The organism is Streptomyces globisporus C-1027 (assembly GCF_000261345.2).
Lineage (GTDB): Bacteria > Actinomycetota > Actinomycetes > Streptomycetales > Streptomycetaceae > Streptomyces > Streptomyces pakalii.
This window is the reverse complement of the sequence record NZ_CP013738.1, coordinates 6,256,585-6,279,073: the sequence shown is the minus strand read 5'-3', so window position 1 is coordinate 6,279,073 and position 22,489 is coordinate 6,256,585. Positions and strand designations below refer to the sequence as shown.

The window sequence follows — 22,489 nt, the reverse complement described above, 5'->3', positions numbered from 1 at the left end:
GACCGCCCCTTCGCCCCCTCCCCCCCCAGTGAGAGTCCTCATGTTTCCCTTCGCCCCCTCCACCCTCCACCGCCGCAGAGTCCGCCTCCGCCCGGCCGGCGCCGCCGCCCTCGCCCTCGGGCTCGCTGCCGTCACCGGCTGCAGCGGGGGCGGCAGCGGCTCCGCCGACGACACCGTGAAGATCGGCCTGGTGGCCTCCCTGTCGGGCACCTACGAACCGGTCGGCACGGAGCTGCGGGACGGCTTCAAGCTGTATCTCGACACCCACGGCAACAAGCTGGGCGGCCGAAAGGTCGAACTGATCGTGGCGGACGAGGGCGACGGCCCGCCGACCGCCGTGCCCGCGGCCACCAAGCTGGTCAAGAAGGACAAGGTCGACGTGTTGACGGGCCTGGTCGGCGGTGGCTCGGTCAACGGCGTGCTGCCGCTGATCCAGCAGGCCAAGATCCCCTTCCTGGGGTCGAACGCCCGCCCGCCGGTCAAGGACATCGAGTACGTGTGGACCACGAGCTTCCTGTCCGACGAACCGGGCAAGGCCATCGCCCCGTACATCAAGGAGAAGGTCGACGGCCCGGTCTACGCGATCGGCCCCGACTACCAGGGCGGACACGACGAACTCCGCGGCTTCACTGAGGAGTTCAAGCGGGTGAAGGGCAAGCTCGCCAATCCGGACGGCAAGACCACCTGGACGCCGTTCCCGAAGACGACCAACTTCATGCCGTACTTCGCGGAGATAGCCAAGACGGACGCCAAGGCGGTGTACTGCTTCTACGCAGGCAAGGCCGCGATCGACTTCGCCAAGCAGTACGCCCAGTCGGACATCGCCGATCTGCCGCTGTACACGGCCTTCGTCACCGAGGGCAGCGTGCTCCAGGCACAGGGCCCCGCCGCGAAGGACATCTACTCCGTCCTGAACTACGCGGCCGACCTGGACAACGAGGCCAACCGGACGTTCGCCGCCGACTGGACGGCCGAGCACGACACGCAGCCCACCACCTACGCCATGGCGTCGTACGACGCGGCGGCCGTGCTGGACAAGGCGATCGCCGACGCGGCGAAGGACGGCGACGTGACCCCGCAGACCATCAACAAGGCCATCGCGGGGCTCGGCCAGATCGACAGCCCGCGCGGCGCCTGGGAGTTCGGCGACAAGGCCCACTCCCCGGTGCAGACCTGGTACCTGCGCCAAGTGCGGCCGGACGGATCCAAGTTGGCCAACGTCATGGTCCAGGACCTGGCGACGCTCGGCAGCTGACATGGAGCTCCTGGATGCCCACCTCGTACCGGCGGTGGACGGCGTGGCCTTCGGGCTGCTGCTGTTCGTGGTCGCCGCCGGTCTGAGTCTCGCCTTCGGCACGGCGGGGGTGCTGAATCTGTCGCACGGCATGCTCTACGCGATCGGCGCGTACACGGGGGCCGAGCTGAGCGACGGGACCTGGGGCGGTCTCGCCCTCGGTCTGGCCGCCGGGACGGCGGCTGCGTGCGTGGCGGGAGCGGGGCTGTCCGCGGCGACGGCTCCGCTGGCCCGGCGTGGGCATCTCGCGCAGGCGCTGCTGACGTTCGGTCTTGCCCTGATCGGCGGTGACCTGCTCATCCAGTTCTTCGGTGCGGACGAACTCCCCGTCCGCGTACCGGAAGTGCTCGACTCCTCGGTGACGCTGCTGGGGCACCGCTACCCGGCGTACCGGCTCTGCTTCATCGTGATGGCCGTGCTGCTCGCGGCGTTCGGGACCTGGGTGCTGACCCGGACCCGTATGGGTGCGGCGGTACGGGCCGCCGCGGACGATCCGCAGATGCTCGCGGCCACCGGCCACAGCCCCCGGGCGGTGCACACCGGCGTCCTCGCGGCGGCGGGTGCGCTGGCGGGGGCGGCTGGTGTGCTCGGGGCGCCGATCATCGGCCCCGGCCCCGGTACGTCCGAGAACGTGCTGATGCTCTCCCTCGTGGTGGTCGTGCTCGGCGGGCTGCGCTCGCTGTGGGCGACGTTCGCGGCGGCGGTCGCCGTGGGCGAGGTGCAGACGCTGGGTGTCTCGGTGGCGCCGGAGCTGGCGCCGTATCTGCTCTTCGCGGCGATGGCGGCGGTGCTGGTGCTGCGCTCCCGGTTCGCGGAGCCGGCAGGGGCGGGGCACGGCTCCGAGCCATCCGGCCCGGACCCGGTCGCCCGGCTCCGGGGCCGGCTGGCGGGCCGCCTTCCCGGCCCCAAGCGCCCCTCGGTGGTGCTGGACCGGCTCCCCGAGCGGAAGGGTTCCCCGGAGTGGCTCGCCCGACTGCCCGGCAGGGCCGCGTGGTGGCAGGCGGCCCCGCTGCTCGTCCTGCTCGGGGTGCTGATCGCCCTGCCCGCCCTGCTGGACGCGTACAGCATCTCACTGGCCGGCTCCGCCCTGGCCCTGGGGCTGCTCGCGGTCAGCGTCACCGTCCTCACCGGGTACGCCGGACTGCCCACCCTCGGGCAGACCGCACCGTTCGCCGTGGGCGCGTACGCCACCGCGAACCTCGCGGACGCCGGGTGGACCGTGGGGCCCGTCCAGATCGTCCTCTCGGCGCTCGCCGCCGCCGTCTTCGCGGCGGTGGTGGGGCCCGCGGTGATCCGGGCCCGCGGCACGACCGTCCTGATGATCACGCTCGCGATCGGCGAGCTGACCGGCGCGGTCGTCAACCAGCTCAAGTCCGTCACCGGCGGCGCCGACGGACTCGTCGGATTCCCGGCCACCCAGGCGCTGTGGGGCGGGGAGGGGATGCTGGAGGAGAGCGAGCTGTACACCTACGCACTCGTCGTGGCCGTCGTCGCCGTCGCTCTCACCCTGCTCGTCCTGCGCTCCCCGGCGGGAAAGCTGCTGACCGGCACCCGGGGCGCCGAGGCGCGAATGCGGGCCTCCGGGCACCCGGTGGGGCGGTACCTGCTGGTGGCCCACATCGGCGCGGGCGCGCTGGCCGGCGTGGGCGGTTCGCTGATGGTGACGGTCCAGCAGTACCTCTCCCCCGCCGACGTCGGTTTCGAGATCGCCGCGTTCGCCCTGCTGGCGGTGGTCATCGGCGGGACGACGTCGGTGATCGGCGCACTGCTGGGCGCCGGGCTCATCGTCGCCACCCGGGACTGGGTCGCCGGCTCCTGGCCGGGGCACGGGCCGCTGCTGCTCGGCGTGCTGTTCGTCGCGACGGTGTACCTGCTGCCGCGTGGGCTCGCGGGTCTGCGGGGCGGCGGATCCGGAGACGGCGGGCAATGCGGGCCGCCGTCCGGTACGACAGGCGCTCCCGGAACACCGGGGGCGCCCGGGACCTCCGACACCTCCGGGGCCGAGGACCAGCCCCCGTCCGCGCCCGCCCCGACCTCCGCCGGGAAGGCCTCCCCATGACACCGACACCCGCACCGACCACCCCGCCCCCTCCCGTCCTCGCCCTCGACCGGCTCACCCGGAGGTACGGGACGCTCACCGCCGTCGACGACGTGAGCCTGCGGCTGCCGGCGGGCGCCCGGCACGCCGTCATCGGCCCCAACGGGGCGGGCAAGACCACCCTGCTCAACCTCATCGCGGGCACCGACCGGCCCGACCACGGCACGATCGCCCTCGACGGCGCCGACGTCACCCGCAAGCCCACGGCGAAGCGGAGCCGCCTCGGTATCGCCCGAAGCTTCCAACAGCCATCGGTGATCGCGGAGTTGTCGGTGCTGGACAATGTGGTGCTGGCGGGCTGGCCGCACCATCCCCGGCGTCGCGGAGCATGGCGCAGGCCGTCGCGCCACCGGCTGCACAAGGAGTCCGCGGGCCGCCACCTGGAGACGGTCGGCCTCGCGGACCTCGCCCAGCGGCCGGCCGCCACGCTCTCGCACGGGCAGCGCCGCATGCTCGACCTCGCCGCCGCGCTGGCGGGCGATCCCCGGCTGCTGCTCCTGGACGAGCCGGCGGCCGGGCTGACCGACGGCGACATCGGCCGGCTGCTCGGCATCATCGGCGCGCTGCCGTCGAGCGTCGCGGTCGTCCTGGTCGAGCACCATGTCGAGGTGGTCGCCGAACTCGCCACGTCCGTCACCGTGTTGGCGGCGGGGAAGGTGCTGGTCGACGGACCGACCCAGGAGGTGCTGGCGCATCCGGAGGTCCGGGAGGCGTACCACGGCACCGCCCCGTCGACGGGCCAGGACGACGCCCGTGCCGAGGCGATCCCGACCGTCTGCCCGTCCCCCACCGACGCGAGAGGATGACCGACCCCCGATGCTCGAACTCACCGGCCTGACCGCGGGTTACCACGGCGGCACCGTCCTGCACGGCCTCGACCTGTCGGTGCCCGCCGGCACGGTCCATGCCGTGGTCGGCCACAACGGCGCGGGCAAGACCACGCTCGTCCACACCGTCGCCGGGCTGATGCGGCCGGGCGCCGGAACCGTACGCCTGGACGGCCGGGACGTGACCGGGCAGCCGGCCCACCGGATCGCCCGGGCGGGGATCGGTCTCGTACCGCAGGGCCGCCGGGTGTTCGCCGGGCTCACGGTCGAGGAGCACCTGCGGCTGTCCTACCGTCCGCCGCGCCGGGGCGACACGACCCGTCCCAGCGTGTGGACCCCCCCGCGGGTCCTGGAGCTGCTGCCCCGGCTGGGCGAGCGCCGGGGCAACCGGGGTGCGGACCTGTCCGGCGGCGAGCAGCAGATGCTGGCGCTGGCCCGTGCCCTGCTCGGCTCGCCGCGGGTGCTGCTGCTCGACGAGCCGACGGAGGGGCTCGCGCCCGTACTGGTGCGCCAGATCGACGCGTTGGTGACCACGCTGGCGGCCGAGGGCCTCGCCGTCCTGCTGGTCTCCCCCAGCCCCGCCCAGGCCGTCGCGTGCGCCCGTACACTCACGGTCCTCACGTCGGGGCGGATGACGCTGCGCCTGTCCGGGGAGGCCGCCCGCGCCGACGCGACGGCGCTGCACGCGGCGCTGGAGCTGACGGCGACGGGAACCTGAGGAGCAAGGCGCAAGGCGCAAGCGGCAGGCCGCGCCGACCGGCCCGCCGCCCCCAACACCTACCGCCCTAACCGGCCTTCATGCTGTGCCCGCCGAATCCGCTGCGCCGGTCGGAGCCGCTGTTCTGTGCCTGCCACCACGCGTCGAACCCGGCCTGGTCCATGGCGGTCCAGTCGGGGGTGTTCTCGACCTGCGCGTCGCCCATCCGGCGGGCGAGCGCGACCATGGCGGCCCCGACGGCCCCGCGCCGTTCGTCGTAACCCTCCAGGACCTCCTTCCAGCTCTCCCCCGCCACCCACGCGGCCTCCAGCGCCGTGGCGTCCTGGAGCGCCTTCACGCTGCCGCCGCCGATGTGCGGCCGGGCGACGCTGGCGGCGTCGCCGACAAGCGCCAGGCGGCCCGAGGTGTAGTGCGGCACCTCCAGGTCGTAGATGGGCTGGATGAAGGTGGTCTCGGCGGGGGTGCGGAGCACGCGGGCCGCCCAGTACGGCGGGAAGGTGTCGGCGACCAAGGCACGCAGATGCGCGGTGAGTTCGGAGTTGAGGCGGCCCGGCGGCAGGGAGGTGGGGGTCCGCAGGTCCGGGTGGAGGCCGTCGGTCTGCGGGGGTGCGGTGTAGAGCACCCAGTTGAGCCGGTGCCCGCCGAGGCCGTCCGGGATGCGGTAGATCATGCAATGGCCGCCGGGGAAGACGATGTTGTGCGCGTCGTTGCCGTCCGACGGGAGGCCGGCGACGTCCGGCGAGGTGCCGCGCCAGCCGATGTATCCGGCGTACGTGGCGTCCGCGCCGGGGAACATGGCCTCGCGGACGACGGAGCGGTATCCGTCGGCGCCGATCACGAGGTCGAAGTGCTCCTCGTACCCGTCCGCGAGCCGCAGCGTCGCCCCGTCGGCGTCCGGTTCGACGGCGGTGACGACGGCCCCGGACCGGTAGGACACCCCGTCGGGCACCCGGCGCCGCAGCTCGCTCCACAATGAGCCCCAGCTGTAGGCCCGGAAGGGGAACGGCTGCTCGCCGACGACCCGCCCGTGCTCGGCCTCCCCGTCACGCACGCTCCACACCCGCCGGGTCAGCGGCGCCCAGGGCATCTCCGGGGCCACGTACCCGGCTTCCCGCAGCTCGTCGTACCGGTCGCTGTGGAGGGCGATTCCGACACCTCTGTCACGGAGCCGGTCGTCGGCGCGCTCCAGTACGGTGACCCGCTCGGCCCCGCCGCGCGACGCGGCGAGAGCCGCCGCACACCCCGCTATGCTGCCGCCGACCACGGCGACGCTGCCTCCACGCATGACTGGCACTCCACTCACTCAACGTTGCGGGCGTTGCGGCCGGCGGCAGCGACACCGTTGTCGTGACGGCGGCGCGACCGGCCGTAAATCACCCTGGATCAAGGGCTGTTGCCCCCGAAACCTGCGGTCTGGACCCGGCTTGATCCTATCGGGGCGTCGCGCCCGCCGACCCGAGCCATCGGGAGCACCAGCCACCGAGGAGCACGCCCCTCAGCCGCCCAGGACCCACCTGGTCGCCGCGATCGCAGCGAGGACCAGCGGCGGCGTCAGCCACCGGGGGCCATCGCGCCGCACCGCTTGGGCGATGGCTCCCCTACGCGCCCCTGCCACGATCGGCCGCGCCCGCCATGCGCACCCGCCCCGCCGCCCCTACCGTCTGTGCTGACGTCGTCGCGCAGGGAGCCGGTCGGCGTCGGGACCCGCGCCCGGCGGGGCGCCCGTCCCGGCCCCGTACAGGAGGAGCCCATGCCGGAGCTGTTCATCGATGGGCAGTGGACCGCTGCCGCCGAGGGGCGGACGCGGGAGATCCGCTGTCCGGCCGACGGCACACTGGTGGCCTCCGTCGACGAGGGCGGGGCCCGGGACGCCGACGCCGCCGTCGCCGCCGCCCGGGCCGCGTTCGACCGGGGGCCCTGGCCGGGGACGCCCGCCGCCGAGCGGGGGCGGCTGCTGCTGCGGGTGGCGGAGCTGCTGGAGCGGGACAAGGACGCCTTCGCGCGGGCCGAGTCGCTGGACACGGGCAAGCGGCTCGTCGAGAGCGCCTACGACATGGACGACATCGCGAACTGCTTCCGGTACTTCGGCAACCTCGTCGCGGCCGGGGACGCGGGGCGGGTCGTCGACACCGGGCTCGCGGACGTCGACAGCCGGATCGTGTACGAGCCCGTCGGGGTGTGCGCGCTCATCACCCCGTGGAACTACCCGCTGCTCCAGACCGCCTGGAAGGTCGCCCCGGCGCTCGGGGCCGGCAACACGTTCGTCCTCAAGCCGAGCGAGCTGACCCCGCACACCGCCGTCCTGCTGATGCGGCTGCTGGCCGAGGCGGGGCTGCCGGACGGGGTCGCCAATCTCGTGCTCGGGGCGGGCGGTGTGGTGGGGGCGCCGCTGACCGAGGATCCGCGGGTCGACCTGGTGTCGTTCACCGGGGGGCTGGTGACCGGGCGGCGCATCATGGCGGCCGCCGCGCCCACCGTGAAGAAGGTCGCCCTGGAACTGGGCGGCAAGAATCCCAACATCGTGTTCGCCGACGCCGACTTCGAGACCGCCGTCGACTACGCGCTGATGGCGGTGTTCCTGCACTCGGGGCAGGTCTGCTCCGCCGGGGCGCGGCTCCTCGTACAGGACGAGCTGCACGACCGGTTCGTGGACGAGCTGGTGGCGCGGGCGGGCCGGATCAAGCTCGGCGGGCCGTTCGACGAGGACGCCCGCAGCGGGCCGCTGATCTCCGCCGCGCACCGCGACAAGGTCGAGGCGTACGTGGCGGAGGGCATCGCCGAGGGTGCGGTGCTGCGCTGCGGCGGGGCGCGGCCCGACGATCCGGCGCTGGCGGACGGCTTCTACTATCCGCCCACCGTGCTGGACGAGTGCGCCACCTCGATGTCCGTGGTGCGGGACGAGTCGTTCGGCCCGGTGCTCACCGTCGAGCGGTTCCGCGACGAGGACGACGCGATTCGGCTGGCCAACGACACCGTGTACGGGCTGGCGGGCGCGGTCTGGACGCAGGACGGCGGGCGGGCCCACCGCATGGCGTCGCGGCTGCGGGCCGGCACCGTGTGGATCAACGACTTCCACCCCTACGTACCGCAGGCGGAGTGGGGCGGGATGAAGCAGTCCGGCTTCGGCCGTGAGCTGGGGCCCGCGGGGCTCGCCGAGTACCAGGAGGCCAAGCACATCTGGCGCAATGTCTCCGCGACCCCGCAGCGGTGGTTCGAGTGAACCGCGCCAAGGGGCCCGAGGGGCAGACGGCGGACAGCGGTCACGACGACGACGCGCTCGGCGAGCTGGGCTACAAGCCCGAACTGAAGCGCACACTCGGCAACTTCCACACCTTCGCCGCCGGGATCAGCTACATCTCGATCCTGACCGGCACCTTCCAGCTGTTCTACTTCGGCGTCAGCTTCGGCGGTCCCGCCTACTGGTGGTCGTGGCCGATGGTCTTCTGCGGGCAGCTGATGGTGGCCTTGTGCTTCTGCGAGCTGGCCGCCCGCTATCCGGTGGCCGGTTCGGTCTACAACTGGGCCAAGAAGATGGGCGGTCCGCACGTCGGCTGGCTCGGCGGCTGGATGATGATGACGGCCACCATGGTCACCCTGTCGGCCGTGGCGCTGGCCTACCAGATCACGCTGCCGCAGATCGACGAGTGGTTCCAGTTCGTGGGCGACGGGAGCGGCAAGAACGACCAGGCGGCCAACGCCGTCCTGCTCGGCTCCGTGCTGATCCTGTTCTCCACGCTGGTCAACGCGTTCGGTGTCAAGCTCATGGCCCGGATCAACTCCGCGGGCGTCTTCATCGAGCTGATCGCCGCCGTCGCCCTGATCATCTTCCTGGCCGCACACATCACCCGGGGTCCCAGCACCGCGCTGACGGAGACGTACGGGCTGGGCAGCGGCCAGTCGCTCGGCTACTTCGGGGCGTTCCTCACCGCGTCGCTGGCCTCCGCCTATGTGATGTACGGCTTCGACACCGCGTCCTCGCTCGGCGAGGAGTCGCACAACCCGGGCCGCAACGCGCCCCGCGCCATCCTGCGGGCGCTCATCGCGTCCTTCCTGATCGGCGCGTTCATCCTGCTCTTCGCGCTGCTCTCGGTGCCGGACCTCAAGGCCGAGGAGCTGTCCACCGGCGGACTCCAGTACGTGGTGCTGGCGACGCTCGGTGACACGATCGGGGAGATCTTCCTCTGGGCGGTGGTCGTCGCGATCACGGTGTGCGTGCTGGCCGTGCAGGCCGCCGGGATCCGGCTGATGTTCGCCATGGCGCGGGACAACAACCTGCCCGCCGGATCGGTGCTGGCCCGGGTCAGTCCCCGGTTCAAGACGCCCGTGGTGCCCGCCGTGCTGATCGGGGTGGTGGGCGTCGTCATCCTGGTCGTCAACATCAACCAGCCGCAGATCTTCTCGGTGATCACCAGCATCGCGATCATCATGATCTACGTGGCGTATCTGCTGGTCACCGTGCCCATGCTGCTGCGCCGGCTGCGCGGCGACTGGCAGCCGCGCGAGGGCGCCTTCTCGCTGGGCCGCTGGGGGCTGCCCGTGAACATCGCCGCCGTGCTCTGGGGCACGGCCATGTCGCTCAACCTGGCCTGGCCGCGCGCCGAGGTGTACAACGCGACCGGCCCGCAGCACTGGTATCTGCGCTGGGGCGCGTTCCTGTTCATCGGCGTCGTCGCGCTCGGCGGCTTCGCCTACTACTGGTTCGTCCAGCGGCACCGGACCGGCGTACTCGCCGAGCACCGTGTCGAGTCCGCGGACCCCACCGCTCCGCCGCCGGCCGGCTGAACCCCGGAGACCCGCCGGCCGCCCGGAACCCCGTCGGCTGCCCGAACCCTGGAGACCTGATGCCCGAAGAGAGCTCCGTACCCACGTTCGACTACGTCGTGGTCGGCGGCGGTACGGCCGGTGCCGTCATCGCGGCCCGGCTCACCGAGGACCCTGACGTCACCGTCTGCGTACTGGAGGCGGGCCCCTCGGACGTCGGGGACGACAGCATCCTGCGGCTGGACCGGTGGATGGCGCTGCTGGAGTCCGGATACGACTGGGACTACCCGGTGGAGCCGCAGGAGCGGGGCAACAGCTTCATGCGGCACGCCCGCGCCAAGGTGCTCGGCGGCTGCTCCTCGCACAACTCCTGCATCGCCTTCTGGGCCCCGGCCGAGGACCTCGACGAGTGGGCGGCGCTCGGCTGCACCGGATGGAGCGCGGCGGACTGCTACCCGCTCTACCAACGCCTGGAGACCAACGACGCACCCGGCGACCACCACGGGCGCTCCGGCCCGGTCACCATCCGGACGGTACCGCCCCGCGACCCGTGCGGTACGGCGCTGCTGGAGGCCTGCGCTACGGCGGGCATCCCCACCGTCCCGTTCAACACGGGTTCCACCGTGATCCGGGGCGCGCACTGGTTCCAGATCAACGCCCGCGAGGACGGCACCCGTTCCTCGGCCTCGGTGTCGTATCTGCACCCGGTGCTGGGGAAGCGGCCGAACCTGGAGGTGCGGACCGGGCTCCAGGCGAAACGGCTGCTGTTCGACGGCGAGCGGTGCTCGGGGGTGGAGTACCTGGAGCCGGACACCGTGCACAGCGGGACGGTGCACGCGCGGCGCGAGGTGGTCGTCTCCTGCGGGGCGATCGACTCCCCGAAGCTGCTGATGCTGTCCGGCATCGGTCCGGCGGGGCATCTGCGGGAGACCGGGGTGGAGGTGCGGGTGGACTCCCCCGGCGTCGGCTCGCACCTCCAGGACCACCCGGAGGGGGTGATCATGTGGGAGGCGAAGCAGCCCATGGTCACCGCGTCCACCCAGTGGTGGGAGATCGGGATCTTCGCGGACACCGAGCCGGGGCTCGACCGGCCGGACCTGATGTTCCACTACGGCTCGGTGCCGTTCGACATGAACACCTACCGGCGCGGCTACCCGACCTCCGACAACGCGTTCTGCCTGACCCCGAACGTCACCCGCGCCCGCTCCCTGGGCACGGTGCGGCTGCGGACCCGGGACTTCCGGGACAAGCCCCGGGTCGATCCGCGCTACTTCACCGACGAGCACGACGTACGGGTGATGACGTACGGGCTGCGGCTGGCTCGGGAGATCGTGGCGCAGCCGGAGATGGCCGCGTGGGCGGGGGCCGAGCTGGCCCCGGGACCCGCCGCGACCACGGACGCGGAGCTGTTCGACTACATCCGCGAGACGCACAACACCGTCTACCACCCGGCCGGAACCGTACGGATGGGCCCGCCGGAGGACCCGGAATCGCCGCTCGACCCCCAGCTGCGGGTGAAGGGCGTCACCGGGCTGCGGGTGGCCGACGCGTCGGTCATGCCGTTCCTTCCCGCGGTCAACCCGTGCATCACCACGATGATGATCGGCGAGAAGTGCGCCGATCTGATCAAGGACGGCCCCACCCCTGCCACCCGATAGATATTCGCACATGTGCTCGAATAGCGTTACGCTCTCCCCATGGCCGTACACCTGCAAAGCTCGCTTTTCGACCAGGAGGCCGAGGTCGGCACCCGCCCCCTGAGCGGACTGCGGCGCACCGATCTCGGCCATGGCGCCTGGATCGACGTCCTGCCGCAGTGGCTCCGGGGCGCGGACACGCTGTTCGAGACGCTGGTGCGCGACGTCGCCTGGCGGGCCGAGCAGCGCGTGATGTACGAGCGTGTGGTGGCGGTCCCCCGGCTGCTGGCCTTCTTCGGCCGCCACGACCCCCTGCCCCATCCGGCCCTGGAGGCCGCCCGCACCGAGCTCGGCGAGCATTACGCCGCCGAGCTGGGCGAACCGTTCACCACGGCGGGGCTGTGCTTCTACCGCGACGGGCGGGACGGGGTCGCCTGGCACGGGGACACCGTCGGGCGGGGAAGCAGCGAGGACACGATGGTCGCGATCCTCTCGCTGGGAGCGCCCCGGCATCTGGCGCTGCGGCCGCGCCGCCCGGGCCCCGCCCCCGTCCGCAGGCCGCTCGGCCACGGCGACCTGATCGTCATGGGCGGCAGTTGCCAGCGCACCTGGGAGCACGCGATCCCCAAGACGGCGCGGGCCGTCGGGCCGCGCGTCAGCGTGCAGTTCCGGCCCGACGGGGTGCGCTGACCCCGGCTTTCCGGGGCAGCGCCCCGGGGCATGCGGTTGTGCGGGCCCCGGGCAGGGCCGATTCTGAGAGTGATGAACCGGGCCGGGGTCGCGCCGTGAGCGCGGCGAACACGGCGGAGAGCGCCGATTTCCGTGGCCCCCTGGACATCACCAGGGCGGCCACGATGGTTCTGGACGCCGACAGCACCGTCATCGGCTGGAGTCCCGCGGCGGCCGAGCTCCTCGGCTACGAGCCCGCCGAGGCCCTGGGACGGCCGCTGAGCGCGTTCCTCTCGGTGCACCCGGTCGGCGGCACTCCCCCGGCCGCAGCAGCCCGAGCGTCCGGAGTTTCCGAAGCCTCCGGCGTGTCCGGAGCGCCCGCCTCCAGCGGCATCGGCCCGCCCTCCCTCGTCGGCAACGAGATCCACGTGGCCCACGCCCGGGACGGCCGGGAGCTGCTGGTGGCGACGGCGACGTGCCCGCTGCCGGGCGGGGCGGCGGACCGTGGCCCCGGCGCGCCGGACCGGATCCTGGTGGCGGCAGAGATGGGGGAACTGCGGCACTGGGAGTCGCGGCTCGCCCTGCTCCACGGGCTGGCCACCCAGTCGCCCGTCGGGCTGGCGATCTACGACACGGATCTGCGGCTGACCTGGTGCAACACCGCCTACGAACGGGAGATCGGGCAGCCGCTCACCGCGTTCCGGGGCAAGCGGGCCGACGAGCTGTACGCCGGCGGCTCGTTCGTGACCCCGGGCTATCCGCAGACGCTCGACGGCGTCATGCGCCAGGTCCTCGAGACGGGCGAGCCGGTCCTCGACCTGAACTTCAGGGCGCAGCAGCCGAGCGACCCGGGGCGGGACCATCTGTGGTCCTGCTCCTACTACCGGCTGGAGGACGCCCACGGGCACGTGTTCGGCGTGTGCGAGGACGCGTTCGACGTCACCGACCGCTACCGGGTCCAGGAGCGGCTGGCCCTCCTCGTCGAGGCCGGCCGCCGGATCGGCACCGTCCTGGAGGTGGCCACCACCGCCGAGGAGATCGCCGAGGTGGCCGTGCCGGACTTCGCCGCGACCGTACGGGTCGATGTCACGCGGGCCACGATGACCGGGGAGACCGCGGCGGTGGGCAGCGCGGCGGACATGTCGCTGCTCCGGGTCGCGGCCCGCTCGGAGCCGGGCACCGCCACCCCGGACCCGGGCCTCCCCGACCCGGCCCTCTCCGACGCCGACCAGCCGGACCCGGAAGGGCATGGCCCCGGCCTGCCCGACGATCCCGGCGCGCCCGGCCCGGGCGTCCCCGGGCCCGGACTGCTGGACTCGGGAGGCCCGGAGACCGGCGCGCCCGGCCCCGGCGTCGTGGACCCCGGACCGCTGGATTCCGCAGACGCGGAGGGCGGCTCGCGCGGCGTGCCTGGTGCCGCGGGCTCCCGCGACGGCGACCGGCACCCGTATCCGCCGGTCGTCTATCCGCCCGGATCCCCCCAGCACCGCAGCCTGTCCTCCGGCGGGCTCGTGCTCGACGAGGGCACCCTCGTCGTCCCGCTGCGGGCCGGGGGCGGCATCCTCGGGCTCGTCACCTTCGACCGGGGCGTGGGACCCGACACCTCGGGCCGGCCGCCCGCCCCCGACCGGGCGACCACGTTCGACAACGGCGAGGTCGCCCTCGCCGACGAACTGGCGGCCCGGGCCGCGGTCTGCATCGACAACGCGCGCCGCTACACCCGCGAGCGCACCGCCTCCCTCGCCCTCCAGCGGCAGCTGCTGCCGCATCACCTGCCGCCGCAGTCCGCGGTCCGGACCGCCTACCGCTATCTACCCGCCGACGATGTGACCGGCGTCGGCGGGGACTGGTTCGACGTGATCCCGCTGTCCGGGACCCGGGTCGGCCTGGTGGTGGGCGACGTGGTCGGGCACGGGCTCCAGGCCGCCGCCACCATGGGACGGCTGCGCACCTCCGTACGGGCCTTCGCGCAGCTCGACATGGCTCCCGACGAGCTGCTGACCCGGCTGGACGACCTGGTGGGGCAGCCCGCGGAGGAGCCGCCGGACGCGTACGGCGGGGCCGTCGAGACGTACGACGTGACCACCGGGGCGACCTGCCTGTACGCGGTCTACGACCCGGTCTCCCGGCGGTGCGTCATGGCCCGGGCCGGGCATCTGCCGCCGGCGATCGTCGCCCCCGACGGCACGGTGTCCTTCCCGGACCTGCCCGCCGGGCCGCCGCTGGGCCTCGGCGGTCTGCCGTTCGAGTCGATGGAGTTCGAACTGCCGGTGGGCAGCCTGCTGGCCCTGTTCACCGACGGCCTGGTCGAGGCCCGGGACCACGACATCGGCCACGGCCTCGACACGCTGGGCCGGGTGCTCACCGACCGCTCGGCGTCGCTGGAGGAGCTGTGCGACCGGGCGGTGTCCGAGCTGGTGCCCGGCGGTACGAGCGCCGACGACACGGCCCTGCTCCTGGTCCGCACCCGTGAGCTCGACGCGGAGCGGGTCGCCCACTGGGAGCTGAGCGCGGAGGCGGTGTCGGTGGGCCGCGCCCGCGAGCTGGCCACCGGGCAGCTGGAGGCCTGGGGCCTGGAGGAGCTGGTGTTCGCCACCCAGCTCGTCGTCAGCGAGCTGGTGACCAACGCGGTCCGGTACGCGGGCGGGCCGCTGGGGCTCCGCCTCATCCGGGACCGCACCCTGGTGTGCGAGGTCGCGGACACCGGGCACACCTCCCCCCACCTGCGGCACAGCGCGGAGGACGACGAAGGCGGGCGCGGCCTGTTCATCGTGGCCCAGCTCGTCCAGCGGTGGGGCACCCGGTACACCCCGACCGGGAAGACCATCTGGACCGAGCAGGCGCTGCCGCCGGCCGACGGAGGCTGACCACTCTCCGTACGGGCCGAGTCTCCGTACGGGCCAAGTCCCCGTACGGGCCGAGTGAGCAACTTTGTTGACAACCCAACAGACTTCGACTTAGGTGTGCCTTACCTAAGTCGACTGGGTGTCCGTGGTTCTGGTTACCGATGCCGAGAAAGGTGCTCATCCGTGAGTGCTGTTCCCTCCACCCGTACCGTCGCCCGTACGAGCCTCGCCGCGTTCGCCGCCGCCGCGCTGGCCGTGACCTTCGCCTCCCCCGCCGCCGCCGCGACCGGCACCCGTACCGTCACCGAAGGCGGTACCACCTACAACCTGTCGCTGACGGCCCCCGACAGCGCGGCCGCCTCGGGCGCCAACATCACTGTCACCGGCAGCGGTTACAACACCGCCCAGGGCGTCTACGTGAGCCTGTGCGTGGTGGACGGCGCCCAGGGCGCCAACAAGCCGTCGCCGTGTCTCGGCGGCCAGGACGAGTCCGGCACCACCGGCGCCTCGCACTGGGTATCCGGCCTGGGCGGCGGCCTCCCCAACACCTCGCCGTTCGGCGCGGGCGGCACCTTCAGCGTCCGGATACACGTCAAGGCCGACCTCGGCGGCGGCAACGTCTGCGGCGACACCGTCGAGTGCGCCATCGTGACCCGCGCCGACCACACCGACACCAACGACCGCAAGTACGACGTCCACGCTCCGATCAACTTCGTGTAGCACCGGACGAGTTCTCCAGCCCCTCTGCCCGGTCCCGGCCGTTCGTGCCGGGGCCGGGCTCCCACGCGTCCTGACGAGGAATGACATGACATCCACTCCGGGCACAGCTCCCGGCACCCCGCCCGGCGGCCCGAGCAGGCTCAGACGCCGCGCGGGCACGGCCGCCGTCGCCGCCCTGCTGCTCGCGGGGATCCCCGTCGGCGCGGCGGTCAGCGCCGACGCCGGCACCCCGAAGACCGCCACCGGCCCCCGGGGACAGAAGCTCACCGTCTCGGCCACCACCGGCCTCGACCCGGCCCAGCAGAAGGTCCGGGTCCAGGGCGAGGGGTACGGCCTCACCACCGGCATCTACGTCGCCCTGTGCAAGGACAACGGCGACAACCGCGTGCCCTCCCCCTGCCTCGGCGGCGCGGACATGAGCGGCGGTTCGAGGACCTCGCAGTGGATCGTGCCCTCGGGCGACCCGTACGAGGGTGATCTCGCGCAGGCCTTCGGGCCCGGCGGCACCTTCGACGTGGAGATCGAGATCGCGCAGAAGGGCGACGGCCTCGACTGCGCCGAGGTGGCCTGCTCCGTCGTCACCCGCGCCGACCACCGCGCCGCCGGCGACCGTACGCAGGACGTGCGCATACCCGTCGCCTTCGCCGGCCAGGACCCCGGCGACGGGGGCGGCGAAGGTGTCGACGTCCCCGCGGGGACCGTCTCGTACAAGTCCGCCGCCGACTTCACCACCGCCGGCAAACCGCTGGACCTGCTGCTGCACCCCGACTCGAAGAAGCTGTACGTCGGTGCGGACAACCTCCCCGACACGGCCGACGTCGACGAGCGCGGGCTCCATGTGCTGAACCCCGAGAACGGGGCGTCCGAGAGCCGGATCAGCCAGGCCCCCGGCTCCACCGGTGCGCTGCGGGCCTCGGCCGCCGCGCGCATCGCGGGACCGCTGCCGGGCGACGGCGTCGTCTACAACTACCCGCTGCGGGGCGTCGGCAGCGCCAAGTCGGGCGACGAGGCCGCCACGGGCGTCTGGCTCGCCGGGTCCACGATCACCGACATCGCCCCCGGCACCACCCCGGACACGGTCCTGGTCGCCCAGGGCGCGACGCTCTCCGAGACCGAGCGGGCCACCGGCACGGCGACCCGCACCCTCACGCTGCCGGGCGGCGCCCAGTTCGCCGCCGACCCCGAGCGGGGCGCTCTCTGGTACACCGATTTCGCCGCCGGGAAACTGCACCGCGTGGACCTCGCGTCGTTCACCGTCAGCGGCTCCTTCGACCTGCCCGGCGGGCCGGGGGGCATGGCCGGATTCACCGAGACGGACCCGGCCACCGGCGCGGTGTGGGTCGGGGTCGACCGGTCGGTGCTGGTCTTCGACGCCGCGGGCACCCTGGTGAAGACGCTCGTCGGCAAGGACCTGGCCCGTGACGCCGCCTTCGACACGGCGTCGGGCCGCGCCTATGTCGTCTGGCAGGACGGCGGGGACCTCTCCGACCCGGCCAACGACAACAACGGCACGCTGACCGTGTACGGCACCGAGGGCTTCGCCGTGGCCGCGAAGGACCTGTCGCTGCCCGGCAACCACTCCCAGGCCGGCGCGGCCTCGCTCGCCGTCGAACCGGGCGGCGCCACCGTCTTCGTGACCAGCCCCGCCGAAGGGAAGATCACCAAGCTGGTCCGGCAGGTCTCGCCCCTGGTGACCCGCGCGCCCGCCGACCGCACGGTGAAGGAGGACGAGGAGGTCGCCCTCACCGCCGAGGCGGAGGGCACCCCGGAGCCCACGGTCCGCTGGCAGGTCAGCACCGATGACGCGCAGACCTGGAAGGACGTCGAGGGCGCGACGGAGTCCGCCCTCACGTTCACCGCGCGCACCGCGCAGGACGGCTACCGCTACCGCGCCGAGTTCCGCAACGACGTCGGCACCACCCGCACCGCCGCCGTGACGCTCACCGTCACCGCGTCCACCGGCGGTGGGGATACCGGCGGGGACACGGGCGGCAACGGTGACGCCTCGAATGGTGCCGACAGTACGGGAAGTGAGGGATCGACAGGTGGTGACGGCGGTACGCAGTCGAGCGGCGGCTCCACCACGGGCGACTCCGACTCCACCGGCGGCTCCGGATCCACGGGCACGTCCGGAGGCTCCACGGGCACGTCCGGAGGCTCCACCGGTACGGCCGACGGCTCCGGTTCCACGGTCGGCGGGGGTGTCGCGGGCGGCACCGGAACCGCCACCCCGTCCGGCGGCGGCAGCCTGGCAGCCACCGGGGCCACTGTGATGTCGGTAACTCTCGCGGCAGCGGGCCTTGTTGGCGCAGGGGTGCTGGTCCACCGGCGCGCCAGGAGGCGCACGGAGGGCGCACTCTGACGTCGTAGCAGCCCCCGCACCCCTCGCGGCACCGAGGGAGATGCGTGAACCCCCTGGCCGGGCACACCGCCCGCCAGGGGGTTCACGCATCTCCCGCCCGTGCGCGGCCGGGCCGGACCCTCCGCGAACCGCCCACTCGGCACCACCGGACACAAGCGCTTACCCAGCTGGCACTCCATCAATATCCTTGTCCATCAGGCGACATCGGCCGGTTCCGGTCGATCGGAGATGTCTGGACCGAGCCGTCTGAACTTCACGAGAACTCCAGCGAAATGGCACGTGTGTGGATATCGTGCACCGAGCGAGGGCGCATCCGTCAGTCCATGGGATCGGCGGATGCGTCCCGTTTGTGGGGGTGCAACTGTGGCTGGGGGGCTCATGGGGCATGTCGAAATACCTGATACCGACCTATCCGGACCGGTGGGGCTCCGGGGCGCACCGCGCCCTCGCACCGCCGCCTCCCGGAATCGCACGGCGGCCCTGGAGCAGCCCTGGAGCAGCCCTGGAGGGCCCCGACGGCTCAGCGCGACCCGGTCGGCCCGGTGCCGGCCCGGCGGCTGCCCGCGGGCGGCCCGGTCCTCGCCGCACTGACCGACCTGCTGGGTCTGGCCGGTCCCGCCTGGCTGCTGCTGCGCGCGGGGGACCAGCCCCGCCCGTTGGCGGCCGCCGCGGTCGCGGGGCTGCTGTGGGCCGGACTGCGCGGCACGCGGGGGCGGTACACCGACCGGCTGCGGACCGCTCCCGGCGGCGCGGCCTGCGCGGTCGGGGCGGTCGGCGACTGGCTCGTGCTCATCGGCCTGCTGGCCGTGCTGCACACGGCGGCGGGGAGTCCGGTGGACCCGGCCACGGCCGTCGTGGCCGTCGCGCCGGGGCTGCTGATCGCCGCCGCTGTGGCGGGGCTGCGGCGGTGGCCGCGCTCCGCCCGGCGGGCCGGCCGGGTCCGCAGGGTGCTGCTGGTCGGCGAGGCGCCGGGGGTGGGCCGGGCGGCCGGGCTGCTCAACTCCCGTACCGATCACGACTACATGCTGGTCGCCGCCGTTCCCGTGGGCGCCGCACGGCTGGAGCTGGAGGGCGTACAGGTGGCGGGGCACCTCGCCTCCTGCCCGGCCGACGACGACGTGTCGACGGTGCTCGGCGGGGTCTACGCCCATGAAGCGGACCTGGTGCTGGTGGCTCCCGGGCCCCAGTTGACCGGTGACCGGCTGCGACATCTCGGCTGGGGGCTGCACGACCGGGGCGTCGCCCTGTCCGTGCTCTCCGAGGTGTCGGGGGTGGCGGCCGAGCGGGTGCGTCCCGTCACCGCGGCCGGGCTCACCCTGCTGCACATCGCGCCGCCGCTGCGCGGAGGGCCGCAGGCGATGGTCAAGAACGTGCTGGACCGTACGGGCGCCCTGTTCGGACTGCTGGCACTGGCACCGCTGTTGCTGGCGGTCGCGTTGAGCGTCCGGCTGTCCTCCCGGGGGCCGGTCTTCCACCGGCAGGTCCGGCAGGGGCAGCACAACCGGCCGTTCACCATGTGGAAGTTCCGCACGATGGTGGCGGACGCCGAGCAGCTCAAGGCACAGCTCGCCGTGGTCAACGAGGTCGACGGGCCGCTGTTCAAGATGCGCAGCGACCCCCGGGTGACTCCGGTCGGCCGGATGCTGCGGCGTACGTCGATCGACGAACTCCCGCAGTTGGTCAATGTGTTGCTGGGCCACATGTCCTTGGTGGGGCCGAGACCGCCGCTGCCGGAGGAGGCGTCCCGCTACGACGAGCGGGAGCACCGACGGCTCACCGTGAAGCCGGGACTCACGGGCCTGTGGCAGGTGAGCGGGCGCTCCGACCTGACGTGGCAGGAGACCGTCTCGCTCGACCTCTGGTACGTGGACAACTGGTCGGTCGCCGCCGACATGGGACTTCTCGCCCGCACCGTGCGCGCCGTCACCGACGGCCGCGGGGCGTACTGAATGGCGGCGGGCGGACGGATGCGAGGAGCACCACCGGTGCGCCGCCGGGAGAGCTCTCCCGGCGGCGGGCGGTCACTGTCCGGGCGGGAGCTGTCCGAGCCACCAGGCGTAGGTGCGGGCGACACCGTCGCGCAGCGGGATCTTCGGCGTGAAGCCGAGGGCGTTCAGCCGGGTGACGTCGAGCAGCTTGCGGGGGGTCCCGTCCGGCTTCGAGGTGTCCCAGGCGATGCGCCCCTCGTAGCCCGTCACATCCTGCACGGTTTCCGCCAGTTCACGGATGGTGAGGTCCTCGCCGCAGCCGATGTTGACGGGTTCGTCACCGTCGTAGGCCTCCAGCAGGGTCACGCAGGCAGCGGCGAGGTCGTCGACGTGGAGGAACTCCCGGCGCGGCGAGCCGGAGCCCCACAGGGTCACCTCGGGGGCCCCGTCCCTGCGCGCTTCGTGGAAGCGGCGGATCAGCGCGGGCAGGACGTGCGAGGTCTCCAGGTCGAAGTTGTCGCCGGGCCCGTAGAGATTGGTGGGCATGGCGCTGATGTAGGAGGCGCCGTACTGCCGCCGGTAGGACTGGGTCTGGACGATTCCGGCGATCTTGGCGAGGGCGTACGCCTCGTTGGTGGGCTCCAGCTCCCCGGTGAGCAGCGACTCCTCCCGGATCGGCTGGGGTGCGAGCCGGGGGTAGATGCACGACGAGCCGAGGAAGAGCAGCCGCTGTGTCCCGGCCGCGTGCGCGCCCGCGATCACGCTGAGCTGGATGCGCAGGTTGTCCTCCAGGAACTGCACCGGGTACGTGCTGTTGGCCATGATCCCGCCCACCTTGGCGGCGGCCAGCACCACGGCGTCCGGGCGGACCTCCTTCAGATACGTCTCGGTCCGCGCGGCGTCGCGCAGGTCGAGGAGGTCGCGGCCGCGGGTGAGCACCTCGTGGCCGTCGTCGGCGAGGCGGCGGGCCACCGCCGAGCCGACCAGGCCGCGGTGTCCCGCGACGAATATGCGGGAGCCGGGCCGCAGTAGGGAACGGGCGGATTCCTGGGACGGGACGGGGAGTTCGGTCGTCATGGCTCGGATTGTGCCAGCAGAAAAGGACTGCGGTGACGCTTTGCCGCAGAACGCTCCAATTCCGGAATATCGGTGAACATCGCCACCGAGGCGATCAGCAGAGAAGGGGGAATCGTGGCGAAGACCGCGCTCATCACCGGAGTGACAGGCCAGGACGGTTCGTATCTGGCCGAGTTGTTGCTCGACAAGGGATACACGGTGCACGGGCTCATACGCCGTTCCTCAAGCTTCAACACCGAGCGGATAGACCACATCTACCAGGGTCCCGAGGAGCCGGAGCGCTCCTTCGTCCTGCATCACGCGGACCTGTCCGACGGTGTGGCGCTGGTGAACCTGCTGCGCGACATCCAGCCCGACGAGGTCTACAACCTGGGCGCGCAGTCGCATGTGCGGGTGTCCTTCGACGCCCCGCTGTACACCGGTGACGTCACCGGGCTCGGCACCATCCGGCTCCTGGAGGCGGTCCGGGCCAGCGGTATCCAGACCAGGATCTACCAGGCGTCGTCCTCCGAGATGTTCGGGGCCAGCCCGCCCCCGCAGAACGAGAAGACCCCGTTCCACCCGCGCAGCCCGTACAGCGTGGCGAAGGTCTACTCCTACTGGGCCACGGTCAACTACCGCGAGGCGTACGACATGTTCGCGGTGAACGGGATCCTCTTCAACCATGAGTCGCCGCGCCGGGGCGAGACCTTCGTGACCCGGAAGATCACTCGCGGCGTCGCCCGGATCAAGGCGGGGCTCCAGGACCGGCTGCACCTGGGCAACCTGGACGCGGTCCGGGACTGGGGGTACGCGCCGGAGTACGTGGACGCCATGTGGCGGATGCTCCAGTGCGACACCCCCGACGACTTCGTGATCGCCACCGGCGAGGGCGTCAGCGTCCGGGACTTCCTGGAGTACGCCTTCGAGCACGCGGGCCTCGACTGGCGCGAGCACGTGCGCTATGACCCGAAATACGAACGCCCCAGCGAGGTCGACGCGTTGATCGGCGACGCCTCGAAGGCCGAGGAGCTGCTGGGGTGGAAGCCCGAGGTGAAGTCCCGGGAGCTGGCCCGGATCATGGTCGACGCCGATATCCGCAAGCTGGCCGACCAGTTGTCCGGGGCCGCCGTCCGGGTGGACCGGTGACAGGGCACGGCCGCCGTGCGCGCGGGCCGGTGAACGGCCCCGCCGGCTGTCCGGGTGGGCCGGCGGACCGGCGTCGCCGTGACGGGCGCCGCTCCCCCGGCGGCCGGGCCGGCCTGCTCCGCCGCCGGCCCGCCATCCCGTTACCGGACCGACAGGACCGTGTGACCGCCGACGCCCCCACCGGGCCGGCGGCCACCCATGACTCCCGGCCGGCGCTCAGCGCGCCCGTGCCCGGGAAGATCACCGGCGCCTCCCCCGATCTCCATCGACCGCTCGGTGGAGATCGACGCGCCGGCCACGGGCGGGGCCCCGGCCCCGCCTCCCCACTCGCCCCGGCCCCCGGGGGGACGCACCGTCCCCCCGGCCGTTCGGGCGAGGCAGCATCCGCGGCTTTCGGGCCGCAGCGCGAATCTCACCTTCGGAG

At 72.9% G+C, this 22,489-nt stretch carries 16 protein-coding genes; 13 read left to right on the top strand and 3 right to left on the bottom strand.

Translation table 11 applies throughout. The features are described 5' to 3' along the window. The first annotated feature begins 40 nt into the window (after positions 1 to 40). The 4 genes from WQO_RS27680 to WQO_RS27665 are packed head-to-tail and all read left to right on the top strand — an operon-like array spanning position 41 to position 4,937. Positions 41 to 1,255 (top strand): ABC transporter substrate-binding protein, encoded by a 1,215-nt coding sequence (locus WQO_RS27680; protein WP_010059466.1) that lies wholly within the window; start codon positions 41 to 43, stop codon positions 1,253 to 1,255. A 1-nt stretch (position 1,256) separates the two neighbouring features. Beyond that, the gene (locus tag WQO_RS27675) at positions 1,257 to 3,353 is read left to right on the top strand and encodes a branched-chain amino acid ABC transporter permease (RefSeq protein ID WP_010059468.1); all 2,097 of its coding nucleotides are present in this window, start codon (positions 1,257 to 1,259) and stop codon (positions 3,351 to 3,353) included. Continuing rightward, positions 3,350 to 4,198, top strand: a complete 849-nt coding sequence (locus WQO_RS27670; RefSeq protein ID WP_050992293.1) for an ABC transporter ATP-binding protein — start codon at positions 3,350 to 3,352, stop codon at positions 4,196 to 4,198. The genes WQO_RS27675 and WQO_RS27670 overlap by 4 nt, the downstream gene beginning before the upstream one ends. A gap of 10 nt (positions 4,199 to 4,208) precedes the next feature. Beyond that, positions 4,209 to 4,937, top strand: a complete 729-nt coding sequence (locus tag WQO_RS27665) for an ABC transporter ATP-binding protein (RefSeq protein ID WP_010059472.1) — start codon at positions 4,209 to 4,211, stop codon at positions 4,935 to 4,937. 67 nt (positions 4,938 to 5,004) lie between these two features. Here the strand turns inward: WQO_RS27665 and WQO_RS27660 are convergent, their stop codons facing one another. Further along, a complete protein-coding gene (locus tag WQO_RS27660; protein ID WP_029182186.1) occupies positions 5,005 to 6,222 on the bottom strand; it encodes an FAD-dependent monooxygenase in 1,218 nt (405 codons plus the stop codon). A 465-nt stretch (positions 6,223 to 6,687) separates the two neighbouring features. Here WQO_RS27660 and WQO_RS27655 point away from each other — a divergent pair, with 465 nt between their 5' ends. From WQO_RS27655 to WQO_RS27620, 8 genes are all read left to right on the top strand, one after another. Continuing rightward, positions 6,688 to 8,157 carry an aldehyde dehydrogenase family protein gene (locus tag WQO_RS27655; RefSeq protein WP_010059475.1) on the top strand — a complete coding sequence of 490 codons (1,470 nt, stop codon included), beginning with the start codon at positions 6,688 to 6,690 and terminating at the stop codon, positions 8,155 to 8,157. Beyond that, positions 8,154 to 9,719, top strand: a complete 1,566-nt coding sequence (locus tag WQO_RS27650) for an APC family permease (protein ID WP_010059476.1) — start codon at positions 8,154 to 8,156, stop codon at positions 9,717 to 9,719. The genes WQO_RS27655 and WQO_RS27650 overlap by 4 nt, the downstream gene beginning before the upstream one ends. A 59-nt stretch (positions 9,720 to 9,778) precedes the next feature. Then, positions 9,779 to 11,356: a GMC family oxidoreductase gene (locus WQO_RS27645; RefSeq protein ID WP_010059477.1), complete on the top strand. Its 1,578-nt coding sequence runs from the start codon at positions 9,779 to 9,781 to the stop codon at positions 11,354 to 11,356. A 39-nt stretch (positions 11,357 to 11,395) separates the two neighbouring features. Continuing rightward, the gene (locus WQO_RS27640) at positions 11,396 to 12,025 is read left to right on the top strand and encodes an alpha-ketoglutarate-dependent dioxygenase AlkB (RefSeq protein ID WP_010059478.1); all 630 of its coding nucleotides are present in this window, start codon (positions 11,396 to 11,398) and stop codon (positions 12,023 to 12,025) included. A gap of 95 nt (positions 12,026 to 12,120) precedes the next feature. Next, the gene (locus WQO_RS27635; RefSeq protein WP_010059479.1) at positions 12,121 to 14,871 is read left to right on the top strand and encodes a SpoIIE family protein phosphatase; all 2,751 of its coding nucleotides are present in this window, start codon (positions 12,121 to 12,123) and stop codon (positions 14,869 to 14,871) included. Positions 14,872 to 15,033: 162 nt separating this feature from the next. Continuing rightward, positions 15,034 to 15,570, top strand: a complete 537-nt coding sequence (locus tag WQO_RS27630; protein WP_010059480.1) for a hypothetical protein — start codon at positions 15,034 to 15,036, stop codon at positions 15,568 to 15,570. An 85-nt stretch (positions 15,571 to 15,655) separates the two neighbouring features. Next, positions 15,656 to 17,932, top strand: coding sequence for a hypothetical protein (locus WQO_RS27625; RefSeq protein ID WP_010059481.1), 2,277 nt, complete (start codon positions 15,656 to 15,658; stop codon positions 17,930 to 17,932). Between the two features lie 542 nt (positions 17,933 to 18,474). Further along, positions 18,475 to 19,881: an exopolysaccharide biosynthesis polyprenyl glycosylphosphotransferase gene (locus WQO_RS27620; RefSeq protein ID WP_058954124.1), complete on the top strand. Its 1,407-nt coding sequence runs from the start codon at positions 18,475 to 18,477 to the stop codon at positions 19,879 to 19,881. 72 nt (positions 19,882 to 19,953) lie between these two features. Here the strand turns inward: WQO_RS27620 and WQO_RS27615 are convergent, their stop codons facing one another. Further along, positions 19,954 to 20,937, bottom strand: coding sequence for a GDP-L-fucose synthase family protein (locus tag WQO_RS27615; RefSeq protein ID WP_010059486.1), 984 nt, complete (start codon positions 20,935 to 20,937; stop codon positions 19,954 to 19,956). Then, a complete protein-coding gene (locus WQO_RS36170; RefSeq protein WP_158514073.1) occupies positions 20,934 to 21,071 on the bottom strand; it encodes a hypothetical protein in 138 nt (45 codons plus the stop codon). Before WQO_RS36170 ends, WQO_RS27615 begins: the two co-directional genes overlap by 4 nt. Between WQO_RS36170 and gmd the strand changes: the two genes are divergently transcribed. Further along, the gene (gene gmd, locus WQO_RS27610; RefSeq protein WP_010059488.1) at positions 21,052 to 22,065 is read left to right on the top strand and encodes a GDP-mannose 4,6-dehydratase; all 1,014 of its coding nucleotides are present in this window, start codon (positions 21,052 to 21,054) and stop codon (positions 22,063 to 22,065) included. The two genes, WQO_RS36170 and gmd, sit on opposite strands and share 20 nt — an antisense overlap. Positions 22,066 to 22,489: the final 424 nt, after the last annotated feature.